We start from the raw sequence: 15,430 nt of genomic DNA on the forward strand, positions 1-15,430 counted from the left end.
GGCTCCATGACCAAGGTGCCGTGCTCGCCGATTCCCTCGCTTCGCTCGGTCATGATGCGTCCTTCGTCGCGTAGTAGGTGATGGCCCGGCCGTCGGCGAGGTGGTCGTGCTCGGCCCGTAGCCCGGGAACAGGCGCGGCGAGGTGGCGGAGGAGGTCCGCGAGCACCGCCGTGGCCATCGGGTCGCCCCGTCGTACGGCCGCGAGCAGCGGGAACTGACAGACGAGCAACCGGCCAGGCCCGACGCGGGTCTCCCCGATGATCGTGCCGGCGATCTCGTCCGGGAACGGCTTCCACATCCCGGCGACCACGTGTCCGGGGAACGGACCGTCGCCGATCCGGGTCCACACCACGTCCGGCACGATCGACATCGACTCGACGGACAGGACGGTGGCCTGCGGCAGCGAGGGCACCGCCGGCGAATCGGTGGTGAACAGGAACGGCGTCGATCCCCAGGCGGTGGCGACCTCGGTCAGCTCGGCCGTGATCGGCAGGTGCCGGGCCCGGTCCGCGTCCTGCGCCAGGACGAGGACCGCCCGCCCGGCGGCCAGCGCCTCGGCGGCCAGGGCGCCACTCCCAGCGTCCAGCGCGTCCTCCGCCACGACGAGCGGCGCTGTGTCGTCGGTGACGACATGCGCCCCGGCCAGGTCGCCGGCATCGCCGACGAGCCGTACCGCGACCCGCGCGGGCTCGGACGAGACCACGTGCACGGGATACCGGTTCGATCCGACCACGTCGTCTCCGACGAGCCGTACGGTCAGCTCGTGCGTCCCGGCCACCTCGGGCGCCGGCACGCGGACCGTCGCGACCTCCGATGCCGTGTGCGCGGGCAGGTCCACCGGGCCGTACCGCACCGTACGCCCGCGGAGAGAGACTTCGAGGACCACGCCGGAGAGCGCGGGGCCGTCGTTGGCCACCGAGACGGGCACCTCCACCGCCTCGCCCGCGGTCACGGTCCAGGTGGTCCGCGCGACGATCGGCAGGACGTCGGCGCAGGCCAGGGAGAACTCGGCGTGGGCGGCGGGCTTCGGTGCGCGTTCCAGGCTCCACAAGCCGTTGAATTCGTGCGGCACGTCGGTCAGCTCGGTGACGCACCAACCGGCGATGCCGTCCTGGCGGCGGAACAGCTCGACCTGCAGCCGGTCGGCGATGCCCTGGTATCGCTGCGTGCCCTCGACGAACGCCGCCACCGTCCTCGGCCAGGGCGTCCGCTCGATCGCCGTGCTCAGGTCGGCGCCGTACCACCAGAACGGTGAGTCTTCGCGCGGACCCAGGTCGGGCAGGCCCCAGTCGCCGAACTCGCTCACCAGGAACGGGCGAGGCGAGGCGGCCCACGGCGCGGTCTTGCTGGCCAGCTCCGTCAGGTACGCCGTGGACAGCCGGCCGTACCAGTGCGCGGTGAGGATGGGGCTCTCGAAGACACGATCCGGGTCGGGGTCCACCCAGTCGTTCTCGATGACCGGGCGGGTCGGATCGGCGTCCGCCACGGCGGCGTAGAGGCGCCGCGCGAAGCCCTCGTACCCTTCGCTCGCGCGGGACGGCTCGTGATCGAGCCCCAATTCGTTCATCGCCGACCAGAGCACGATGCTCGGGTGGTTCCGGTCGCGGCGTACCTGTTCGGTCGCTGCCGCGGCGCACCGGTCGGCCACTTCGCCGGTGAAACCCAGCTCGCCGTGCGCGATCGGCTCCGCGACCGGGATGTCGCAGTGGACGAGCATGCCCAGCTCGTCGCACACGTCGAGGTAGACCGGGTCGAACGCCTTGATGTGCAGCCGCAGCGTGTTGAGCCCGAGCCGCTTGGCCTCGGTGACCTCGGCCTCGATCGCCTCGCGGCCGGGCTCGGCGTACAGAGTGCCGGCATAGAAGCCCTGGACCAGCGCGCTGCGCATGCGGTACGGCTCGCCGTTCAACACGAGCCGGTCGCCCTCGACCGTGATGGTCCGCAGCCCGAAACGCGTCGTCCGCTGGTCGCTGACCTCATCCTCGGCGGTGACCGTGACCTTCGCCTCGTGCAGCACCGGAGACTCCGGCGACCAGCGCGCCGCGCCGGCCGGGCCGAAGGCGATGGTCACGCCGCCGTGTTCGCCCGGCGGCAGGACGGCCTCCTCTTCGCGCACGTCGCCGGGTACGCCCGCGCGGACCCGGGCGGTGACGGTGTCCGGCGAGCGGTTGGACAGTTCGACGACGACGGTCAGGTTCTCGGGGTCGCCGTTCACGAAGACGTCCTCGATGGCGATCGGCCCGTGGCGGCGCAGCGTGACGGACTGCCAGATGCCACCGTAGGTCAGGTAGAGGCTCGGCGGGCTGGGGAACGCCTGGTTGGCCCAGCCCTGCTTGCCATGCGCGGTGCGCGGGTGCTCCGGGTCGGTCAGGGCGTGGTCGGTGACGCGGACGGCCAGGACGTTCTCGCCCGCGACGAGCGCGTCGCCGGGGTCGAACTCGAACGGCGTGAACGCGCCGAGGTGCGCGCCCAGCGCGACGCCGTTGAGGTAGACCTCGGCGGTGTCCATGACCGCGCCGAACCGCAGGGTCCATCGGCCGGACGGGTCGTCGCACACGAAGGTTCGGCGGTACCACGCAACGCCGTCGAGGGCCGGGTCGACCTCCGCCTCCCACAGCCCGGGTACGGTGACGGGCCGCGACGGAGCGTCGGCCAGCCCGGCGATCCCGGGGTCGCCGACGATGAGGTCCCAAGTGCCGTCGAGGGTGAGATGCATCGTTCCCTTTCAGATGGTGAGCCGGAGGACGTTCCAGGACACCGGCGGCAACTCGACGAGCAGCGGCTCGCCAGGCCGTACCGGGACCTCGCCGCGCCGGGGCGTAACGCGGCCGGGGGCGGTCGCGGTGTTGGCGGCGCCCCGATCCGCGTCGGCCAGGACGATCCGTTCGGCGTTCCGCACGGGCGGCAGGGCGCGGGGGTCGAGTGTGAGGCCGACGGCCTCATCGACGTCCCGGTTGACGGCGAACACCGTGATGCCCTCGTCGTCGCGGGTCGCGACCGCGTCGACGAGCGGGACATCGCCGTATCTGGCCGTCTCGTACCGCGGGGTGTCGAGTACGACCCGCAGCGCGTCGCCCTTCGCGTACGCCGCGACGTGCGCGAAGGGATGGAAGATCGTCTGCCGCCAGGCAGGGCCGCCCGGCTCGGTGCGGATCGGCGCGAGGATGTTCGCGAGCTGCGCCTGGCAGGCGACGCCGATCCGGTCGGCGTGCCGGAGCAGGGAGATCAGGAGGTTCCCGACCACGACGGCGTCGGCCACGTTGAACAGGTCCTCGCTCATGCGCGGAGCCTGCTGCCAGGTGCCCCCGTCGAAGGAGTCGGTGTACCAGACGTTCCACTCGTCGAAGGAGAGCTGGATCCGCTTTGACCTGTGCAGCTTGGCCCGTACGTGGTCGGCGGTGGCGATGACGCCTTCGATGAAGGCGTCCATGTCCACGGCCGAGGCGAGGAAGCTGGGCAGATCGCCGTCCTGGCCGTAGTAGGCGTGCAGAGAGATGTAGTCGGCCTCGTCGTAGCAGTGCTCGAGGACCGTGGCCTCCCAGCTTCCGAACGTCGGCATGTGCCCGTTCGAGCTGCCGCAGGCGACCAGTTCGATACTCGGATCGACGAGCTTCATCGCCTTCCCGGTCTCCTGGGCGAGCCGGCCGTACTCCTGTGCCGTCTTGTGGCCGATCTGCCAGGGCCCGTCCATCTCGTTGCCCAGGCACCACAGGCCGATGTCGTACGGTTCGGCCCGCCCGTTCTTCACGCGACGGTCCGACAAGGCCGTGCCGCCGGGATGGTTGCAGTACTCCAGCAGATCGACGGCCTCCTGGACGCCTCTCGTTCCCAGGTTGACCGCCATCATCGGCTCGACTCCCGCCCGGTCGGCCCACGTCATGAACTCGTGCAGGCCGAAGGCGTTGGTCTCCAGCGACTGCCACGCCAGGTCGAGCCGGGCCGGCCGCTCCTCGACGGGCCCGACGCCGTCCTCCCAGCGGTAGCCGGAGACGAAGTTGCCGCCCGGATAGCGGACGACCGTGACGCCCATCTCCCGCGTGAGCGCCAGCACGTCCTGCCGCAGCCCGTCGGCGTCGGCGTCCGGATGGCCGGGCTCATAGATGCCGGTGTAGACGCATCGGCCCATGTGCTCGACGAACGAGCCGAACAGGCGTGGCCGTACCGGCCCGACGCGGAAAGCGGGGTCGAGGATGAGATTGGCGGTCTTCATTTCAGTCCCGTCGTGGCGATGCCCTGGATGAACCTGCGTTGCACGAAGAGGAACGCGATCACGATCGGCACGGTCGTGAGCGTCGCCCCGGCCATCACCACGCCGTACTGCGTGACGTGCTGGCCCATGAACAGGGCCAGCCCGGCGGGCAGCGTCTCCATCTTCGTGCTGGTGGTGAAGATCAGCGGCCACAACAGGTCGTTCCAGTTGAACATGAAGTCGAACAGGGCGATGGTCAGCAGGGCCGGTGTGGACAGGGGGAGGATGATCCGTGCGTAGATCCGCCAGTCGCCGGCCCCGTCGATGCGCGCCGCCTCGTCCAGGGAGCGCGGAATGCCGAGGAAGAACTGCCGCAGGAAGAAGATCCCGAAGGCGTTCGTCGCACGCGGGATGATCAGCCCGGGGAAGGTGTTCATCAGCCCGAGCTTGGCCACGATCTGATAGGTCGGGATGAGCGTGACCTGGTACGGGATCATCAGGAACAGGATGATCGCGACGAACAGCACGCGCCTGCCGGGAAAGTCGAGCCGGGCCAGGGCGAAGGCGGTCATCGAGTTGAACAGCAGCGAGAAGACCGTGACGCCGCCCGCGAAGATCACCGAGTTGATGAACTGCCGCACGAACGGGATCTGCCGGGTCACCTCCCGGTAGTTGCTCCCCGTGAGGTGCTGGGGCAGCAACTGGGCGGGATGCCCGGTGATGTCCGCCTCCGGCTTCAGCGACGCGAAGACCATCCAGACGACCGGGAGCAGGATCACGGCCACGGCCAGGACCAGCCCGGCGTAGAGCAGTACACGGCGGCTCATCAGTACTTCACCTGCCGTCGGCTGAAGTAGAAGTTCTGCACGAGGCTGATCGCGAAGACCAGGACGACGAGGACCCATGCGGCCGCCGAGGCGTACCCGAAGTCGAAGTCCGTGAAGCCCTTGCGATATATGAGGTAGACGAGGGTCTCGGTCTTGAAGAACGGCCCGCCGCGCGTCATCACGAAGATCTGGTCGAAGGCCTGCAGTGAGGCGATCGCCGCGATGACGAACACGAAGAGCGTGGTGTTCGACAGCAGCGGCCAGGTGATGTTGCGGAACCTCGCCCACGGACCCGCGCCGTCGATCGCCGCCGCCTCGTAGAAGTCCGTCGGGATGGTGCCCAGCCCGGCGAGGTACATCACCATGTAGAACCCGGTGTTCTTCCAGATCCCGACGAACATGACGTACGCCATCGCCCAGTTCGGGTCGTGTACACCGTTGCCGAGCGACAGTCCGGCGTGCTGCAGCCAGCGGGGGAGCAGCCCGATGTTGGGATCGAGGACGAAGTCCCACGCGATGCCCATCACGCCGAGGGACAGCACGGCCGGCAGGAAGATCGAGGCGCGGAAGAACGACCGGCCGCGCAGCCGCCGGTTCAGCATCAGCGCGAACGCCAGCGCCAGCCCGACCGAGATCGGGGTGACCACGGCCGCGTACTCCAGCGTGTTGACCAGGTCCCCGCGGAACGTCGCGTCCGTGAGGAGCTTCCGGTAGTTGCCGAGCCCGACGAACGTGGGCGGAGCGAATTGCGAGGCGTCGTAGAAGGAGGTGCGCAGGGACCAGATCATCGGCCAGGCGAGGAAGACGCCCAGGATGATCACCGACGGTGCGATGAAGCCGTACGCGCTGAGACGCCGCCGGGCGCGCAGCGACAGGCCGCCGCGCGCCTGGAGACCGGATCGTCGCATGGACCGGTCAGCTCCCCGAGACCATCGACCGGAGCTGGGTCGCGCCCTGCTTCAGGAGCGTCGCCGGGTCGCCCTTGCCGTTGAGGATCTTCTCGAACGTCGGGTCGATGACCTCGCTTTGCATCTGCGGGAACTGGGTCTGGCCCGGCATGAGCGGAACGGCCTTGGGCGCGTACTTGGCGAACACCGCGACGTTGGGGTTCTTCAGGTCGGCGGCGCCGATGTCGGTGCGGGTGGGCGGGAAGCCGGTCGTGTTGGCGAAGTAGATCTGGGAGTCACGGGAGTTCCAGAAGGCGATGAACTCCTCGGCCGCCTTCTTCGCCGCGCCCTTCACGCGGCTGCCCACCGAGAACTGCACGCTGTCGTCGATCGTGGTCTGTGCGGCCGGCCCGGCGGGCACCATCGCGACGCCGTAGTCGATCTTGGCCTGGTCGAGGGAGGACGTCAGCCAGGGTCCGTTGACCTCCATGGCGGCGGTGCCGGCCTGCATGAGCTTGTCGGCGTCGGCGCCCGACGTGCCGACCGGCATGACGTGGTCGTTACGGACGAGGTCGGTCCAGTACGTCATCGCCTGGACCGACTGCGGGCTGTCGAGCGTCACCGTCTTGCCGTCGGAGCCGATCACACCCCCGCCCTGGCCTGCGAGCAGGATCGGGATGCCCTCGACCGAGTCGTGCGTGCCCATGGTCAGCCCGTACTGCGCCGGCGCGCCGCCGGGGCCTTTTCCCTTGGTCAGCTTCTTCAGGTCGGCGGTCCACTCGGTCCAGTTCGCCGGCGGCCCGGCGATGCCGGCCTGCTTGAACAGCTTCTTGTTGTAGTAGAGGAGGAGCGGGGTGAAGTTGGCCGGCAGGCCGTACTGCTTGGCGGCGTACTGCCCGGCCTGCAGGGCACCGGGAACGATCTTCGACTTGTCGATCAGGCCGCTCGAGAAGGCGTCGTCGAGGGGCTGGAAGACCCGCTTGGAAGCGTACTCCGCGAGCTGGTTCGCGCTCATCGCCGTGATGTCGGGGCCCTTGCCGGCGCCGTACGCGGGCAGCAGTTTCTGGTAGAAGACGTCCCACGGCATGATCTGCATGTTCACGTGGATCTTCGGGTGCGACTTGTTGAACTCGTCGACGAGATGCTCGACACCGGGCCGGTCGCCACCGGTGAAGCCGTTCCAGAATGACACGGTCACGGTGCCGCCGCTGCCGCCGCCCGACGAACCGGACCCGCCGCACGCGGCGGCGGTACCCAGCGCTGCGAGCGCGGCGAACACGGTGAGCTTCCTGCGTAGGTCCACGGCGTCTCCCCTCATCCACGTGCGATGAGCCGTCGGCACGGCTCCCATCGCCGGGCCGGAATTACCGGGACGATACTCGCGAAGGTAATCGATGTACACCCCTCACCTCGTAGTAGTAAGGGATGGCGCGCACCGTACTTCCAACGATGTAGTAGTCGATATACTCTCGTCCCCGAAACGGAGACACATACCCGGGGGGCCGGCCATGACCAGCACGTCACCGCAGCGGGGACGGCGCTCGGCCAGCATGAAGGACGTGGCGGCCCGTGCCGGAGTGTCGGTCAAGACCGTCTCGAACGTCATCAACGGCGCCGCCGTCGGCGCCGGCACCCGCGAGCGGGTCCAGCGCGCCATCGCCGACCTCGGCTACCGGCCCAATATCAGCGCCCGCAACCTGCGTCGCGGCCGCACCGGCATCCTGGCGCTCGCCGTGCCCGAGCTCGATCAGCCCTACTTCGCCGAGCTCGCCCGTCTCATCGTCGACGCGGCCGAAGAGCACGGTTACACGATCATCATCGACCAGACCGGCGGCGGCGATCGGCGCGAGCAGTACGTCATCGACGGCATGGGGGCCAAGCTCGCCGACGGCGTCATCTTCAGCCCGGTCGCGATGGACCGCCTCGACATCGCCCGACGCGTCGACACGACACCGCTGGTCCTCCTCGGCGAGCGGGTCTCGGCCGGACCGGCCGACCACGTCGCGATCGACAATGTCGCCGCCGCCCGTACGGCCACCGCGCACCTCGCCGGTCTCGGCCGACGCCGGATCGCCGCGATCGGCGCGCAGCCGGACCACGCTCAAGGTACGTCGCGTCTGCGGGAGACGGGCTTCCGGGCTGCGCTGGAGGAGGCCGGGCTGCCGGTGGAGGAGTCGCTGATCGTGCCGGCCCGGGACTACCACCGCCGTGACGGTGCGGAGGCGGCGGCGTACCTGACGGAGCTGGAGGACCCGCCGGACGCGGTGTTCTGCTTCAACGACACCCTGGCCCTGGGCGCGATGCGGACGCTGCACGACCGGGGCTACCGGATTCCGCACGACGTGGCGGTGGTGGGCTTCGACGACATCGACGACGGCCGGTACAACGTGCCGAGCCTGACGACGGTCAGCCCGGACAAGGCAGGCATCGCCCGCTCGGCTCTGCGCCTTCTCCTGGACCGCATCGAGGCGATCGACTCGCCCCCGCGCGAGGTGACCGTGAGGCACGAGCTACGCGTCCGCGAGAGCTCGGGCATGACCACCCGCAGGCCCTACTCCGGGTGACCCATGCTCCGCGGAGGGGCCTTCCGGCCGTGCGGCCGACGCGGTCGACCGTCCGAGACGCCTACGTCGATGAGCACGGTGGCGGCTCCGAGGCTCAGCCGTGCCGCGGCTGCGGCGCGCGGGCCGGGGAGCGGCGAGATGGCGTCGGCGAGGCTCTCACAGCCGATCGCCTCCCGGTGCTCTTCGAGCGTGAGAACCGTGAGGTGTACGCGCAGCCCGATGGATCGTTCGAGGTCGTCGAGCACCTACGCCCCGTACGGCCGCGCTGACCAAGGCGAATGACAAGGGCCGTCATGCCGTGCGGCATGACGGCCCTTGGGCCGGGACGGGGATTCAGCGGAGGGTGACGGTGGCCGACAGCGGGAGGTCCGTGGCGGAGTCGCCCGCGTAGACCGTGCGGGTTCCGGTGCCCAGGACCCAGGTCTGGCCGGAGGCGGACCAGGAGGACAGATCGCGGGCCGCGACGGTCAGGTGGACCGTACGGGATTCGCCGGGCTGCAGCTGGACCCGGTCGAACTGGACGAGCTTGCGCGACACCTGCTGGATGCTCGCGGGCAGGTTCGGGGAGGGACCGACGGTAGATCTGCGGTACGGCGGCAGAAGTGCTTGACCTGCGACATCAGGCCGGTGTTCTGCAGCGCGTTGATCTCACGGCCGGTGAGCTGCGCGGCCAGGTAAGGGTCCTCGCCGTAGGTCGTCATGTTCCGCGCCCAGGTGGGCATCCGGGCCAGGTCGGCATCATCCTGGGCGCGCCCCGGCTCGGGATTCCCGACATACGGCAGGCCGACGCACAGGGCGTCAACGTCTACAAGGACGCCACCGCCTATCCGCCCCGGCTCGGACTGGCCGCCTCGTTCGACCGCGAGGCGGCGGGGGAGGAGAGGGACAACAGGAGGGCGGGCCTCGCCGTGCGGATCGGGGTCCGTGCCGCCGTGGACGAGTCGGAGTGGCCGCACACGCGGCGGCCGCCGCTGTTCTCTTGCCGAGCATCGTGCTCCATTCGTGAGCCCCGGATCGGGGCGGGGTGAAACCACGGCGATCGCCTGGCCAGGCCGTTTCCGCTGCTCGGAGTAAGCCAGACCGGGCTCTTCCGGACAAGACTCCCCAGGCGATTTCGGTCCCGGCGGAAACGAAATCGCTGGTCCAGCCGCTATTCGAATGGTGTATGCGGACCATCCACAAGACGGATGGTTCACTGACCGAAACCCGAGGTCGTCGCGTCAGGAGCGACAGACCGCCGCCGTGGACAAGACCGGATCCGTCTCGGGGACCTTGATGGCGGGGTGGACCGTCAAGTGGGTGATTGCTCGGGCCGAGATGGAGTAGGAGGGTCTCTCGGAAGCGCCAGAATGGAAGGAGGTGCGCTCTGTTGCGTTCAGGGCGCTGTCCGGCTTGGGAGGCGTCGAGGTATGCCACGACTGTTAGTGATCATGTCTCTGGTTCTCGCGTCGGCTGGGGCGGGGTGCTCGCTCGTCGGTGCGCGTGAGGGAGATCCGGTCGTGGCCGTGCCGCCGGCTTCGGCGCCGTCAGCGATGGTGCGGGCGGTGGGCGATGCTAAGCCGTGCATCGTGCGTCGTGCTTCAGACAGTGCCCGCCCGAGGGGCCTGGTCGCGGTCCACCCCAACCCCGCCGGCGTTATCGTCGTTTGGCTGCCTGGTATGAATCAGCACCCCTGCCGTGCCGAGTTGACGCGGGGGGATGCCGATTCGGCGCGACGCCTTGCCAAGGACGTCGAAGCGGCGCCGAAATGGCCGTCCGGAAATTTCAGCTGCCCAATGGACGATGCCTTGGGCGCCGAGTTGTACTTCGAACAGTCCAAGCATGCGACGGCGGAACTGGTCGATGCCCAGCTTTCCGGATGCAGAGGAATCACCGCTCCGGGTAGGTCGTCTCGCTGGCTCACCGACCGATTCGCCCGCGACCTCGCGTCGATCGCACCCGCCCCTTGGCGCGTGCGCCTGACGGGCTGACCGATCAATCTGGAGCGGATACGAAGATCAGCCTGCTCTGGCAACCGCGGCTTGACCACGAGTGCGCGTCCGCAGTTCCAGGCGTCATTCTGGACCAGCGGCCACCTTGGGCGCGGAGCTTGACGATCTTGGGGCTTCCTGGCGCGTAGTGGAAACTTTCGCCACCCGGTGCGTCCTCGCCGTACCGATCCGGAGTTGGGACAAACCGCCGCGAGTGCATGCAGCGCCGCAGGTCGCCGGGCGGCCGGTCCCGCGACGACATGCCCTTGTCGATCTCGTCCGACGCTGCCACGGACTGCTCGGCCTTTGCAGAGCCTCCGGAATTGTGGCGTGCGTCTACGTGCCGGATCAGTCTTTCGGCGGGTCAGACCGAAGGACGTGACGCACATGGACATCACCCGGCTGTACGAGATCCCCCGCAGGTTCGATCTGAAGATGTTCGCCTACGCCGAGAACGTCTATCTCGTCCGTGATCTGGTGGATCAGGCCGTTGACACCTGGGGTCTATCGGAGAATGCCAGATTCGCCGGGCGGCTCATCCTCACGGAGCTGACGACCAACGCGGTACGGCTGTACGAGGGCAAGGAGATCCACGTGTGGGTCTCGAACGCGGCCAGACCGGACCTCCTGGAGCTGGCCGTCTGGGATCCCGACCCCGGCAACCTTCCCAGGATTCTTCCGCCGACCGAGTACGGCGAGTCCGGCCGTGGCCTCGCGCTGGCCTGGGAACTGTCCGACCGGCGGCTCGGCTGGTACCGGTCGACGACGGCCTGCGGGAAGGTGGTCTGGGCGCGCGTCGGGCCGTAGGCGGTGATGGGCGACGGAGGTTCCCTGGTGTGTGGAGCCGTCTGGAGCGCTGCGGGTATGGGGTCACAGTGCCCGTCTGGGCGAGTTTCCGGGAATCGGCTGCGTTAAGTAGCCGAAGTATCTACTCTCCGTAAGTAGCTGCTCACGCCGCACAAGGAGAGTCGATGTCAGTCGTACGGGCTCCGCTCAACCCGAAGGTCTCGCTCTGGCACATGCTGGCCTACCTGCTCCGGTGGGAACGCGAGAAGAACGGCCTCTCGCTGGTGCAGTGGGGAAAGATCGCCAGCGCCGCCCCTTCGACCGTCTCCAATGTCGAGGCGGGCCGGAGAAAGATCGACGAGAGACAGGCGAAGATCCTCGATCGCCACTTCCGCACCGGCGGCCTCTTCGAGTTGCTGCTCTGGTACGCCCAGAACGGCCACAACCCCGACTGGGCCCAGTCGATTACCGCGTACGAGGCCGTCGCCCAGATAATCAGGATCTACCAGGGCCAGTACATTCCACCTCCGTTCCAGACCGAGGACTACGCGCGAGCCCTGCTGCAAACCAGCAGCGACGGCAAGGACCTCGACGAGACGCTCAAGGCCAGGATGGAGCGACAGGTCACCATCTTGGACAGGCCGGATCCGCCCTACGTATGGGTCCTCCTGGACGAGGACGTCCTGGACGACTGCATCGGCGGACCCGAGGTCATGCAGGCGCAACTCCGGCACCTGCTCGAACTGATGCAGCGGCCTAACGTCTCCATTCGCATCATCCCGCGCTCGGCGGGAGCGCATATCGGTAAGGACGGCCCCTTCCGCATCATCACTGTCGATTCCCGCGATATTGCCTACGCTGGAGCAGCGAGAGGCGGTCGGCTGATCGAGATGTGCGGCGAGGTCGAACAGTTCCGGCTGGACTTCGACCGGATCGGGCAGAAGGCAGCGTCCGAGGACGCCTCGCGCTTTCTGATCGAACGGCGATTGGAGGCCACCGAGTGGCGATGCAGTGGCGCAAGAGTTCCCGCAGCGGAGGGGTTAACGACGAGGCGTGCGTCGAGGTGGCGTCGCTGACCTCGCAGGAGATCGAACTCGATCATTGAGCGACACGGCGCGGCTCGTACGATCCCTGCGAACACCGGGACCGTACGGCCGCGCCTCGCCTCATGACGCCTACCTGAGCCACTCGGTGGTGGGCCAGGTCTCGCGACGCCAGGCGCTGTCCCAGAACATCCACTCGTATTCGGTGGCGCGGAAGAAGGCGCGGGTCATCGCCTCGCGGGTGGCCGGATCGGTGGTCGCGGCCAGGCGGTCGGTGATGTCCTTGGCGCGTGCGGTGGACTCGGCGAAGGCCGGGTCGGAGTAGGTCGCGATCCAGGCGCGGTACGGGTGGTCCTCGACGTCCGCCGTGTTCTTGAGCAGGGCCGTGCCGACGTCCTGGTACACCCAGAAACACGGCAGCACCGCCGCCGCCAGCACCGGATACGGATCGGCGAGGGCCGTCGCCTGGAGAAAGGACGCGTACCCGAGGCAGGTCGGGGACGTCTCGATGCCCGCGAGGTCCTCGGCGGTCAGCCCGAACTCCTCGATGTAGCCGGCGTGCAGCGTGCGCTCCGCCGCCAGCGCGGCGTGCGCGCTCTCGGCGAAGAAGACGGCGTCGTCGCTGTCGGTGGCCCGCGTCGAGGCGACCGCGAGCGCGCGGGAGAACGCCTCCAGGTAGCGGGCGTCCTGCACGATGTAGAACGCGAACCGCTCACGGTCGAGCGTGCCCGCGCTCAGCGCGGTGTTGAACGGGTGCTCGTGAATCGCGCGGAGCAGCCGGGCCGAGCGCTTCCACACCTCGTCGCAGAACATCGGGATCTCCTCAGCGGTCGGCGGACGGCACGGTACGGACGCTCGACAGCACCAAGAGAGCCGGTCATGGCGACGTCCCTTCGCTAGTCCGAACTAGATCAGGTTCAACGGGTCTGCTCTCAGCCCGGGAGATACCGGGCACCCCGCGTCACCGCCGACCGTAACAAGGATCAGCCGGGACCTGCCACCCACGACGGCGCCGGGACCTGGCGTCCAGTGGGGCATGGGGGTGGATCACGCCGCCGCAAGCATCGTGATCGTCACGAGGACGAGCAGGCCGAGGTAGGACCGGGCGTACAGGTGGTCGGGGATACGCGGGGGACGGCGGCGAAACGCGATGATGACCGGGATCGCGCCGGTGAGCAGGCAGGCGGCGGCCGTCGGGTCGATGAGGCCGATGAGATGGGCGCCGGGGGCCGGGCCGGCGGGCAGGGAGACGAGGGCGGCCGGTACCGCGATGACGAGGGTGAGCGGGTTGGCCAGCGCGGTCGCCGCGTGCATGGAGTGCCCGGCGCGGCGGAGCATCGGGACGGTCATGACGCTGCCGCCCACCCCGAGGAACGCCGCGACCGCGCCGATCGGTGCGCCCAGGGCGGCGGGAATCGGCCGCGGGCCGCGCGGTACGGCCTCGCCCGGTGCGTGCGGGCGGATGAAGCCGGGGCGTACCAGTAGGTCCACGATCGTCGCAACGAGATACCCGACGAAGGCCCACCGGGTCAGGCCGGGTGGGACGAGTCGCGTCAGGAGCGCGCCGGCCGCGCCGCCGGCCGCGAGCAGCGTGAGAAGGATGGCGCGGCCGCGCAGCGCCGCCAGGAGGTTCCGGCGCGTGGCGGCCGTGGCGAATCCCGCGTTCACCACCATCACGAGGGCGGACGTCGCCGTGGCGACCCGCATCGCACCGGATCCCAGGGCGGCGTCCGACCACACCACCACCGGCACCGTGACGAATCCACCTCCGAAGCCGAACAGCACGGTCGTCACTCCGGTCATCAGCCCGATCCCGAGCAGTACGACGAGTTCCACGGACTCAAGACCATCAGGCCGGGCCGAGCGCGCGCATTCGAAGATCGGCATCATTCCTTCGTGTCTCGGCCACTAGCCTGGTCGGGTGAGGAACGTGTCGCTGGCCGAGGTCGACCACGTCTCCCGCGCCGTCCTCCCGATCGGCACCGACTACCCGCCCGGGCACCTGCTCGACTGGCACGAGCACCGCCGCGCGCAGTTCCTGTACGGCGCCACCGGCGTCATGATCGTCGAGACCTGCGACGGCACCTGGACCGTCCCCACCGACCGCGCCGTCCTCATCCCGCCCGCCATCCGCCATCGGGTCCGGATGCTCGACGTCAGCACCCGGAGCCTCTATATAGAGCCCGGCGCCGTCCCATGGTGGCCTGCGGCCTGTACGGTCGCGGACGTCACTCCGCTGCTCCGCGAACTCCTCCTCGCCGCGGTCGCGTTCCCCGCCGATTACGACCTGGCCGGTCGGGAGGGCGGCATCGCCACCCTGCTCCTCCACGAGATCGCCGCGCTCACGCCCCTTCCCCTGCACGTCGCCCTTCCCGCATCCGCCGACCTCGCCGCCCTCTGCCGGGCCTACCTCGCCGCCCCCGACGCCGGGGTGACCAACACCGAATGGGCCGCCCACCTGTCCACCAGCGAACGCGCCTTCACCCGCCGTTTCCGCCGCGAGACCGGCCTCAGCCCCGCCGTCTGGCGCACCCGCGCCCGTCTCCTCGCCGCGGTCCCTCTCCTGCGTACCGCCACCGTCACCGAGGTCGCCGCCCGCCTCGGCTACGCCTCACCGGCCGCATTCACCACCGCCTTCACTCGCGCCTTCGGCCGGCCACCGTCCCGCTTCACCCGGTCGTAGCGGCATTGACCTATCACGCCAGGTCGATCTGGTAGCGGATGAAGCCGTTGTTCTCGGCCATCGCGTCGTACAGCCGCCGGGCCGTGGCGTTCGACTCCTGGGTGTGCCAGTAGACCCGGGAGCAGCCGTGGGCCCTCGCCCAGTCGGTGACCGCCGTGATCAGCGCGCGGCCCACGCCCCTGCCTCGTACGCCGGGGTCGGTGAAGAGGTCCTGGAGGTAGCAGACGTCGGTGTCCGGCATCGAGGTGCTGGGATGGGTGAGGAAGTGCACGATGCCGACGAGCCGTCCGTCGAGTTCCGCGCCGAGCGCGTGGATGCGGGTGTCCGCCTCGAACTCGCGCCAGGCGCCCTCGTACATCTCGTCGGGCTCGACCCGCTCATAGAAGGCGATGTAGCCGCGGAACAGTTCCTCCCAGGCGGCTCGGTCGGACGGAACGAGCCTGCGAACGCTGATCATCGGTCTCCTGCACGATCGGATGGG

General features: G+C 69.1%; 16 protein-coding genes, 1 pseudogene and 1 riboswitch. Of the genes and pseudogenes, 7 read left to right on the forward strand and 10 right to left on the reverse strand.

Annotated features, from left to right (window positions below):
• Window positions 1–49 precede the first annotated feature (49 nt).
• Genes NDW01_RS34410 through NDW01_RS34430 form a run of 5 tightly spaced genes read right to left on the reverse strand, consistent with a single transcriptional unit; the run spans window position 50 to window position 7,206 of the window.
• Window positions 50–2,716 (reverse strand): glycoside hydrolase family 2 TIM barrel-domain containing protein, encoded by a 2,667-nt coding sequence (locus NDW01_RS34410; RefSeq protein ID WP_252828519.1) that lies wholly within the window; start codon window positions 2,714–2,716, stop codon window positions 50–52.
• A 9-nt stretch (window positions 2,717–2,725) separates the two neighbouring features.
• Window positions 2,726–4,210 (reverse strand): arabinosylfuranosidase ArfA, encoded by a 1,485-nt coding sequence (gene arfA / locus NDW01_RS34415; protein WP_252828520.1) that lies wholly within the window; start codon window positions 4,208–4,210, stop codon window positions 2,726–2,728.
• Entirely contained in the window at window positions 4,207–5,016 is an 810-nt protein-coding gene (locus NDW01_RS34420; protein ID WP_252828521.1) for a carbohydrate ABC transporter permease, read from the reverse strand. The genes arfA and NDW01_RS34420 overlap by 4 nt, the downstream gene beginning before the upstream one ends.
• A complete protein-coding gene (locus NDW01_RS34425; protein ID WP_252828522.1) occupies window positions 5,016–5,924 on the reverse strand; it encodes a carbohydrate ABC transporter permease in 909 nt (302 codons plus the stop codon). Before NDW01_RS34425 ends, NDW01_RS34420 begins: the two co-directional genes overlap by 1 nt.
• 7 nt (window positions 5,925–5,931) lie before the next feature.
• Complete coding sequence (locus NDW01_RS34430) at window positions 5,932–7,206, reverse strand: ABC transporter substrate-binding protein (protein WP_252828523.1); 1,275 nt, start codon at window positions 7,204–7,206, stop codon at window positions 5,932–5,934.
• Window positions 7,207–7,411: 205 nt separating this feature from the next.
• Here NDW01_RS34430 and NDW01_RS34435 point away from each other — a divergent pair, with 205 nt between their 5' ends.
• Window positions 7,412–8,467, forward strand: a complete 1,056-nt coding sequence (locus tag NDW01_RS34435; protein ID WP_252828525.1) for a LacI family DNA-binding transcriptional regulator — start codon at window positions 7,412–7,414, stop codon at window positions 8,465–8,467.
• A 333-nt stretch (window positions 8,468–8,800) separates the two neighbouring features.
• Here NDW01_RS34435 and NDW01_RS34440 read toward each other — a convergent pair whose 3' ends face one another.
• Together NDW01_RS34440 and NDW01_RS44540 are read right to left on the reverse strand one after the other, a co-directional pair.
• Window positions 8,801–9,025, reverse strand: coding sequence for a fibronectin type III-like domain-contianing protein (locus tag NDW01_RS34440; RefSeq protein WP_256513829.1), 225 nt, complete (start codon window positions 9,023–9,025; stop codon window positions 8,801–8,803).
• Complete coding sequence (locus NDW01_RS44540) at window positions 8,935–9,189, reverse strand: glycoside hydrolase family 3 N-terminal domain-containing protein (RefSeq protein WP_406567788.1); 255 nt, start codon at window positions 9,187–9,189, stop codon at window positions 8,935–8,937. Before NDW01_RS44540 ends, NDW01_RS34440 begins: the two co-directional genes overlap by 91 nt.
• On the opposite strand from NDW01_RS44540, the gene NDW01_RS34445 reads away from it, so the two are divergent.
• The 5 genes and pseudogenes from NDW01_RS34445 to NDW01_RS44545 all read left to right on the forward strand — a co-directional run bounded on the left by NDW01_RS34445 (window position 9,070) and on the right by NDW01_RS44545 (window position 12,328).
• Window positions 9,070–9,495 carry a hypothetical protein gene (locus NDW01_RS34445; RefSeq protein ID WP_252828527.1) on the forward strand — a complete coding sequence of 142 codons (426 nt, stop codon included), beginning with the start codon at window positions 9,070–9,072 and terminating at the stop codon, window positions 9,493–9,495. The genes NDW01_RS44540 and NDW01_RS34445 overlap by 120 nt on opposite strands.
• Before the next feature lie 630 nt (window positions 9,496–10,125).
• Window positions 10,126–10,437, forward strand: coding sequence for a hypothetical protein (locus tag NDW01_RS34450; RefSeq protein ID WP_252828529.1), 312 nt, complete (start codon window positions 10,126–10,128; stop codon window positions 10,435–10,437).
• Window positions 10,438–10,824: 387 nt separating this feature from the next.
• Window positions 10,825–11,244, forward strand: a complete 420-nt coding sequence (locus tag NDW01_RS34455; protein WP_252828531.1) for an ATP-binding protein — start codon at window positions 10,825–10,827, stop codon at window positions 11,242–11,244.
• Between the two features lie 212 nt (window positions 11,245–11,456).
• A pseudogene (locus NDW01_RS34460) lies at window positions 11,457–12,194 on the forward strand (helix-turn-helix domain-containing protein); the annotation flags it as partial.
• Window positions 12,195–12,229: 35 nt separating this feature from the next.
• Complete coding sequence (locus NDW01_RS44545; protein WP_406567786.1) at window positions 12,230–12,328, forward strand: DUF397 domain-containing protein; 99 nt, start codon at window positions 12,230–12,232, stop codon at window positions 12,326–12,328.
• A gap of 70 nt (window positions 12,329–12,398) precedes the next feature.
• Here NDW01_RS44545 and tenA read toward each other — a convergent pair whose 3' ends face one another.
• Window positions 12,399–13,079: a thiaminase II gene (gene tenA / locus NDW01_RS34465; RefSeq protein ID WP_252828533.1), complete on the reverse strand. Its 681-nt coding sequence runs from the start codon at window positions 13,077–13,079 to the stop codon at window positions 12,399–12,401.
• Window positions 13,080–13,137: 58 nt separating this feature from the next.
• Window positions 13,138–13,235: riboswitch (TPP riboswitch) on the reverse strand.
• Window positions 13,236–13,313: 78 nt separating this feature from the next.
• Window positions 13,314–14,102 (reverse strand): sulfite exporter TauE/SafE family protein, encoded by a 789-nt coding sequence (locus NDW01_RS34470; protein ID WP_252828535.1) that lies wholly within the window; start codon window positions 14,100–14,102, stop codon window positions 13,314–13,316.
• An 85-nt stretch (window positions 14,103–14,187) separates the two neighbouring features.
• On the opposite strand from NDW01_RS34470, the gene NDW01_RS34475 reads away from it, so the two are divergent.
• Window positions 14,188–14,949, forward strand: coding sequence for an AraC family transcriptional regulator (locus tag NDW01_RS34475; protein WP_252828536.1), 762 nt, complete (start codon window positions 14,188–14,190; stop codon window positions 14,947–14,949).
• Window positions 14,950–14,962: 13 nt separating this feature from the next.
• On the opposite strand, the gene NDW01_RS34480 is transcribed toward NDW01_RS34475, so the two are convergent.
• Window positions 14,963–15,406 (reverse strand): GNAT family N-acetyltransferase, encoded by a 444-nt coding sequence (locus NDW01_RS34480; protein WP_252828537.1) that lies wholly within the window; start codon window positions 15,404–15,406, stop codon window positions 14,963–14,965.
• Window positions 15,407–15,430: the final 24 nt, after the last annotated feature.

It is taken from the genome of Actinoallomurus soli, assembly GCF_024055715.1.
Classification (GTDB): Bacteria; Actinomycetota; Actinomycetes; order Streptosporangiales; family Streptosporangiaceae; genus Actinoallomurus; species Actinoallomurus soli.

Bases quoted from the DNA above. Each gene is read 5' to 3' on its own strand.
- tenA (WP_252828533.1), bottom strand. From the start codon at position 13,079: ATGTTCTGCGACGAGGTGTGGAAGCGCTCGGCCCGGCTGCTCCGCGCG.
- NDW01_RS34410 (WP_252828519.1), bottom strand. From the start codon at position 2,716: ATGCATCTCACCCTCGACGGCACTTGGGACCTCATCGTCGGCGACCCC.
- NDW01_RS34420 (WP_252828521.1), bottom strand. From the start codon at position 5,016: ATGAGCCGCCGTGTACTGCTCTACGCCGGGCTGGTCCTGGCCGTGGCC.
- NDW01_RS34480 (WP_252828537.1), bottom strand. From the start codon at position 15,406: ATGATCAGCGTTCGCAGGCTCGTTCCGTCCGACCGAGCCGCCTGGGAG.
- NDW01_RS34435 (WP_252828525.1), top strand. From the start codon at position 7,412: ATGACCAGCACGTCACCGCAGCGGGGACGGCGCTCGGCCAGCATGAAG.
- NDW01_RS34425 (WP_252828522.1), bottom strand. From the start codon at position 5,924: ATGCGACGATCCGGTCTCCAGGCGCGCGGCGGCCTGTCGCTGCGCGCC.
- arfA (WP_252828520.1), bottom strand. From the start codon at position 4,210: ATGAAGACCGCCAATCTCATCCTCGACCCCGCTTTCCGCGTCGGGCCG.
- NDW01_RS44545 (WP_406567786.1), top strand. From the start codon at position 12,230: ATGCAGTGGCGCAAGAGTTCCCGCAGCGGAGGGGTTAACGACGAGGCG.
- NDW01_RS34450 (WP_252828529.1), top strand. From the start codon at position 10,126: ATGAATCAGCACCCCTGCCGTGCCGAGTTGACGCGGGGGGATGCCGAT.
- NDW01_RS34455 (WP_252828531.1), top strand. From the start codon at position 10,825: ATGGACATCACCCGGCTGTACGAGATCCCCCGCAGGTTCGATCTGAAG.
- NDW01_RS44540 (WP_406567788.1), bottom strand. From the start codon at position 9,189: ATGCCCACCTGGGCGCGGAACATGACGACCTACGGCGAGGACCCTTAC.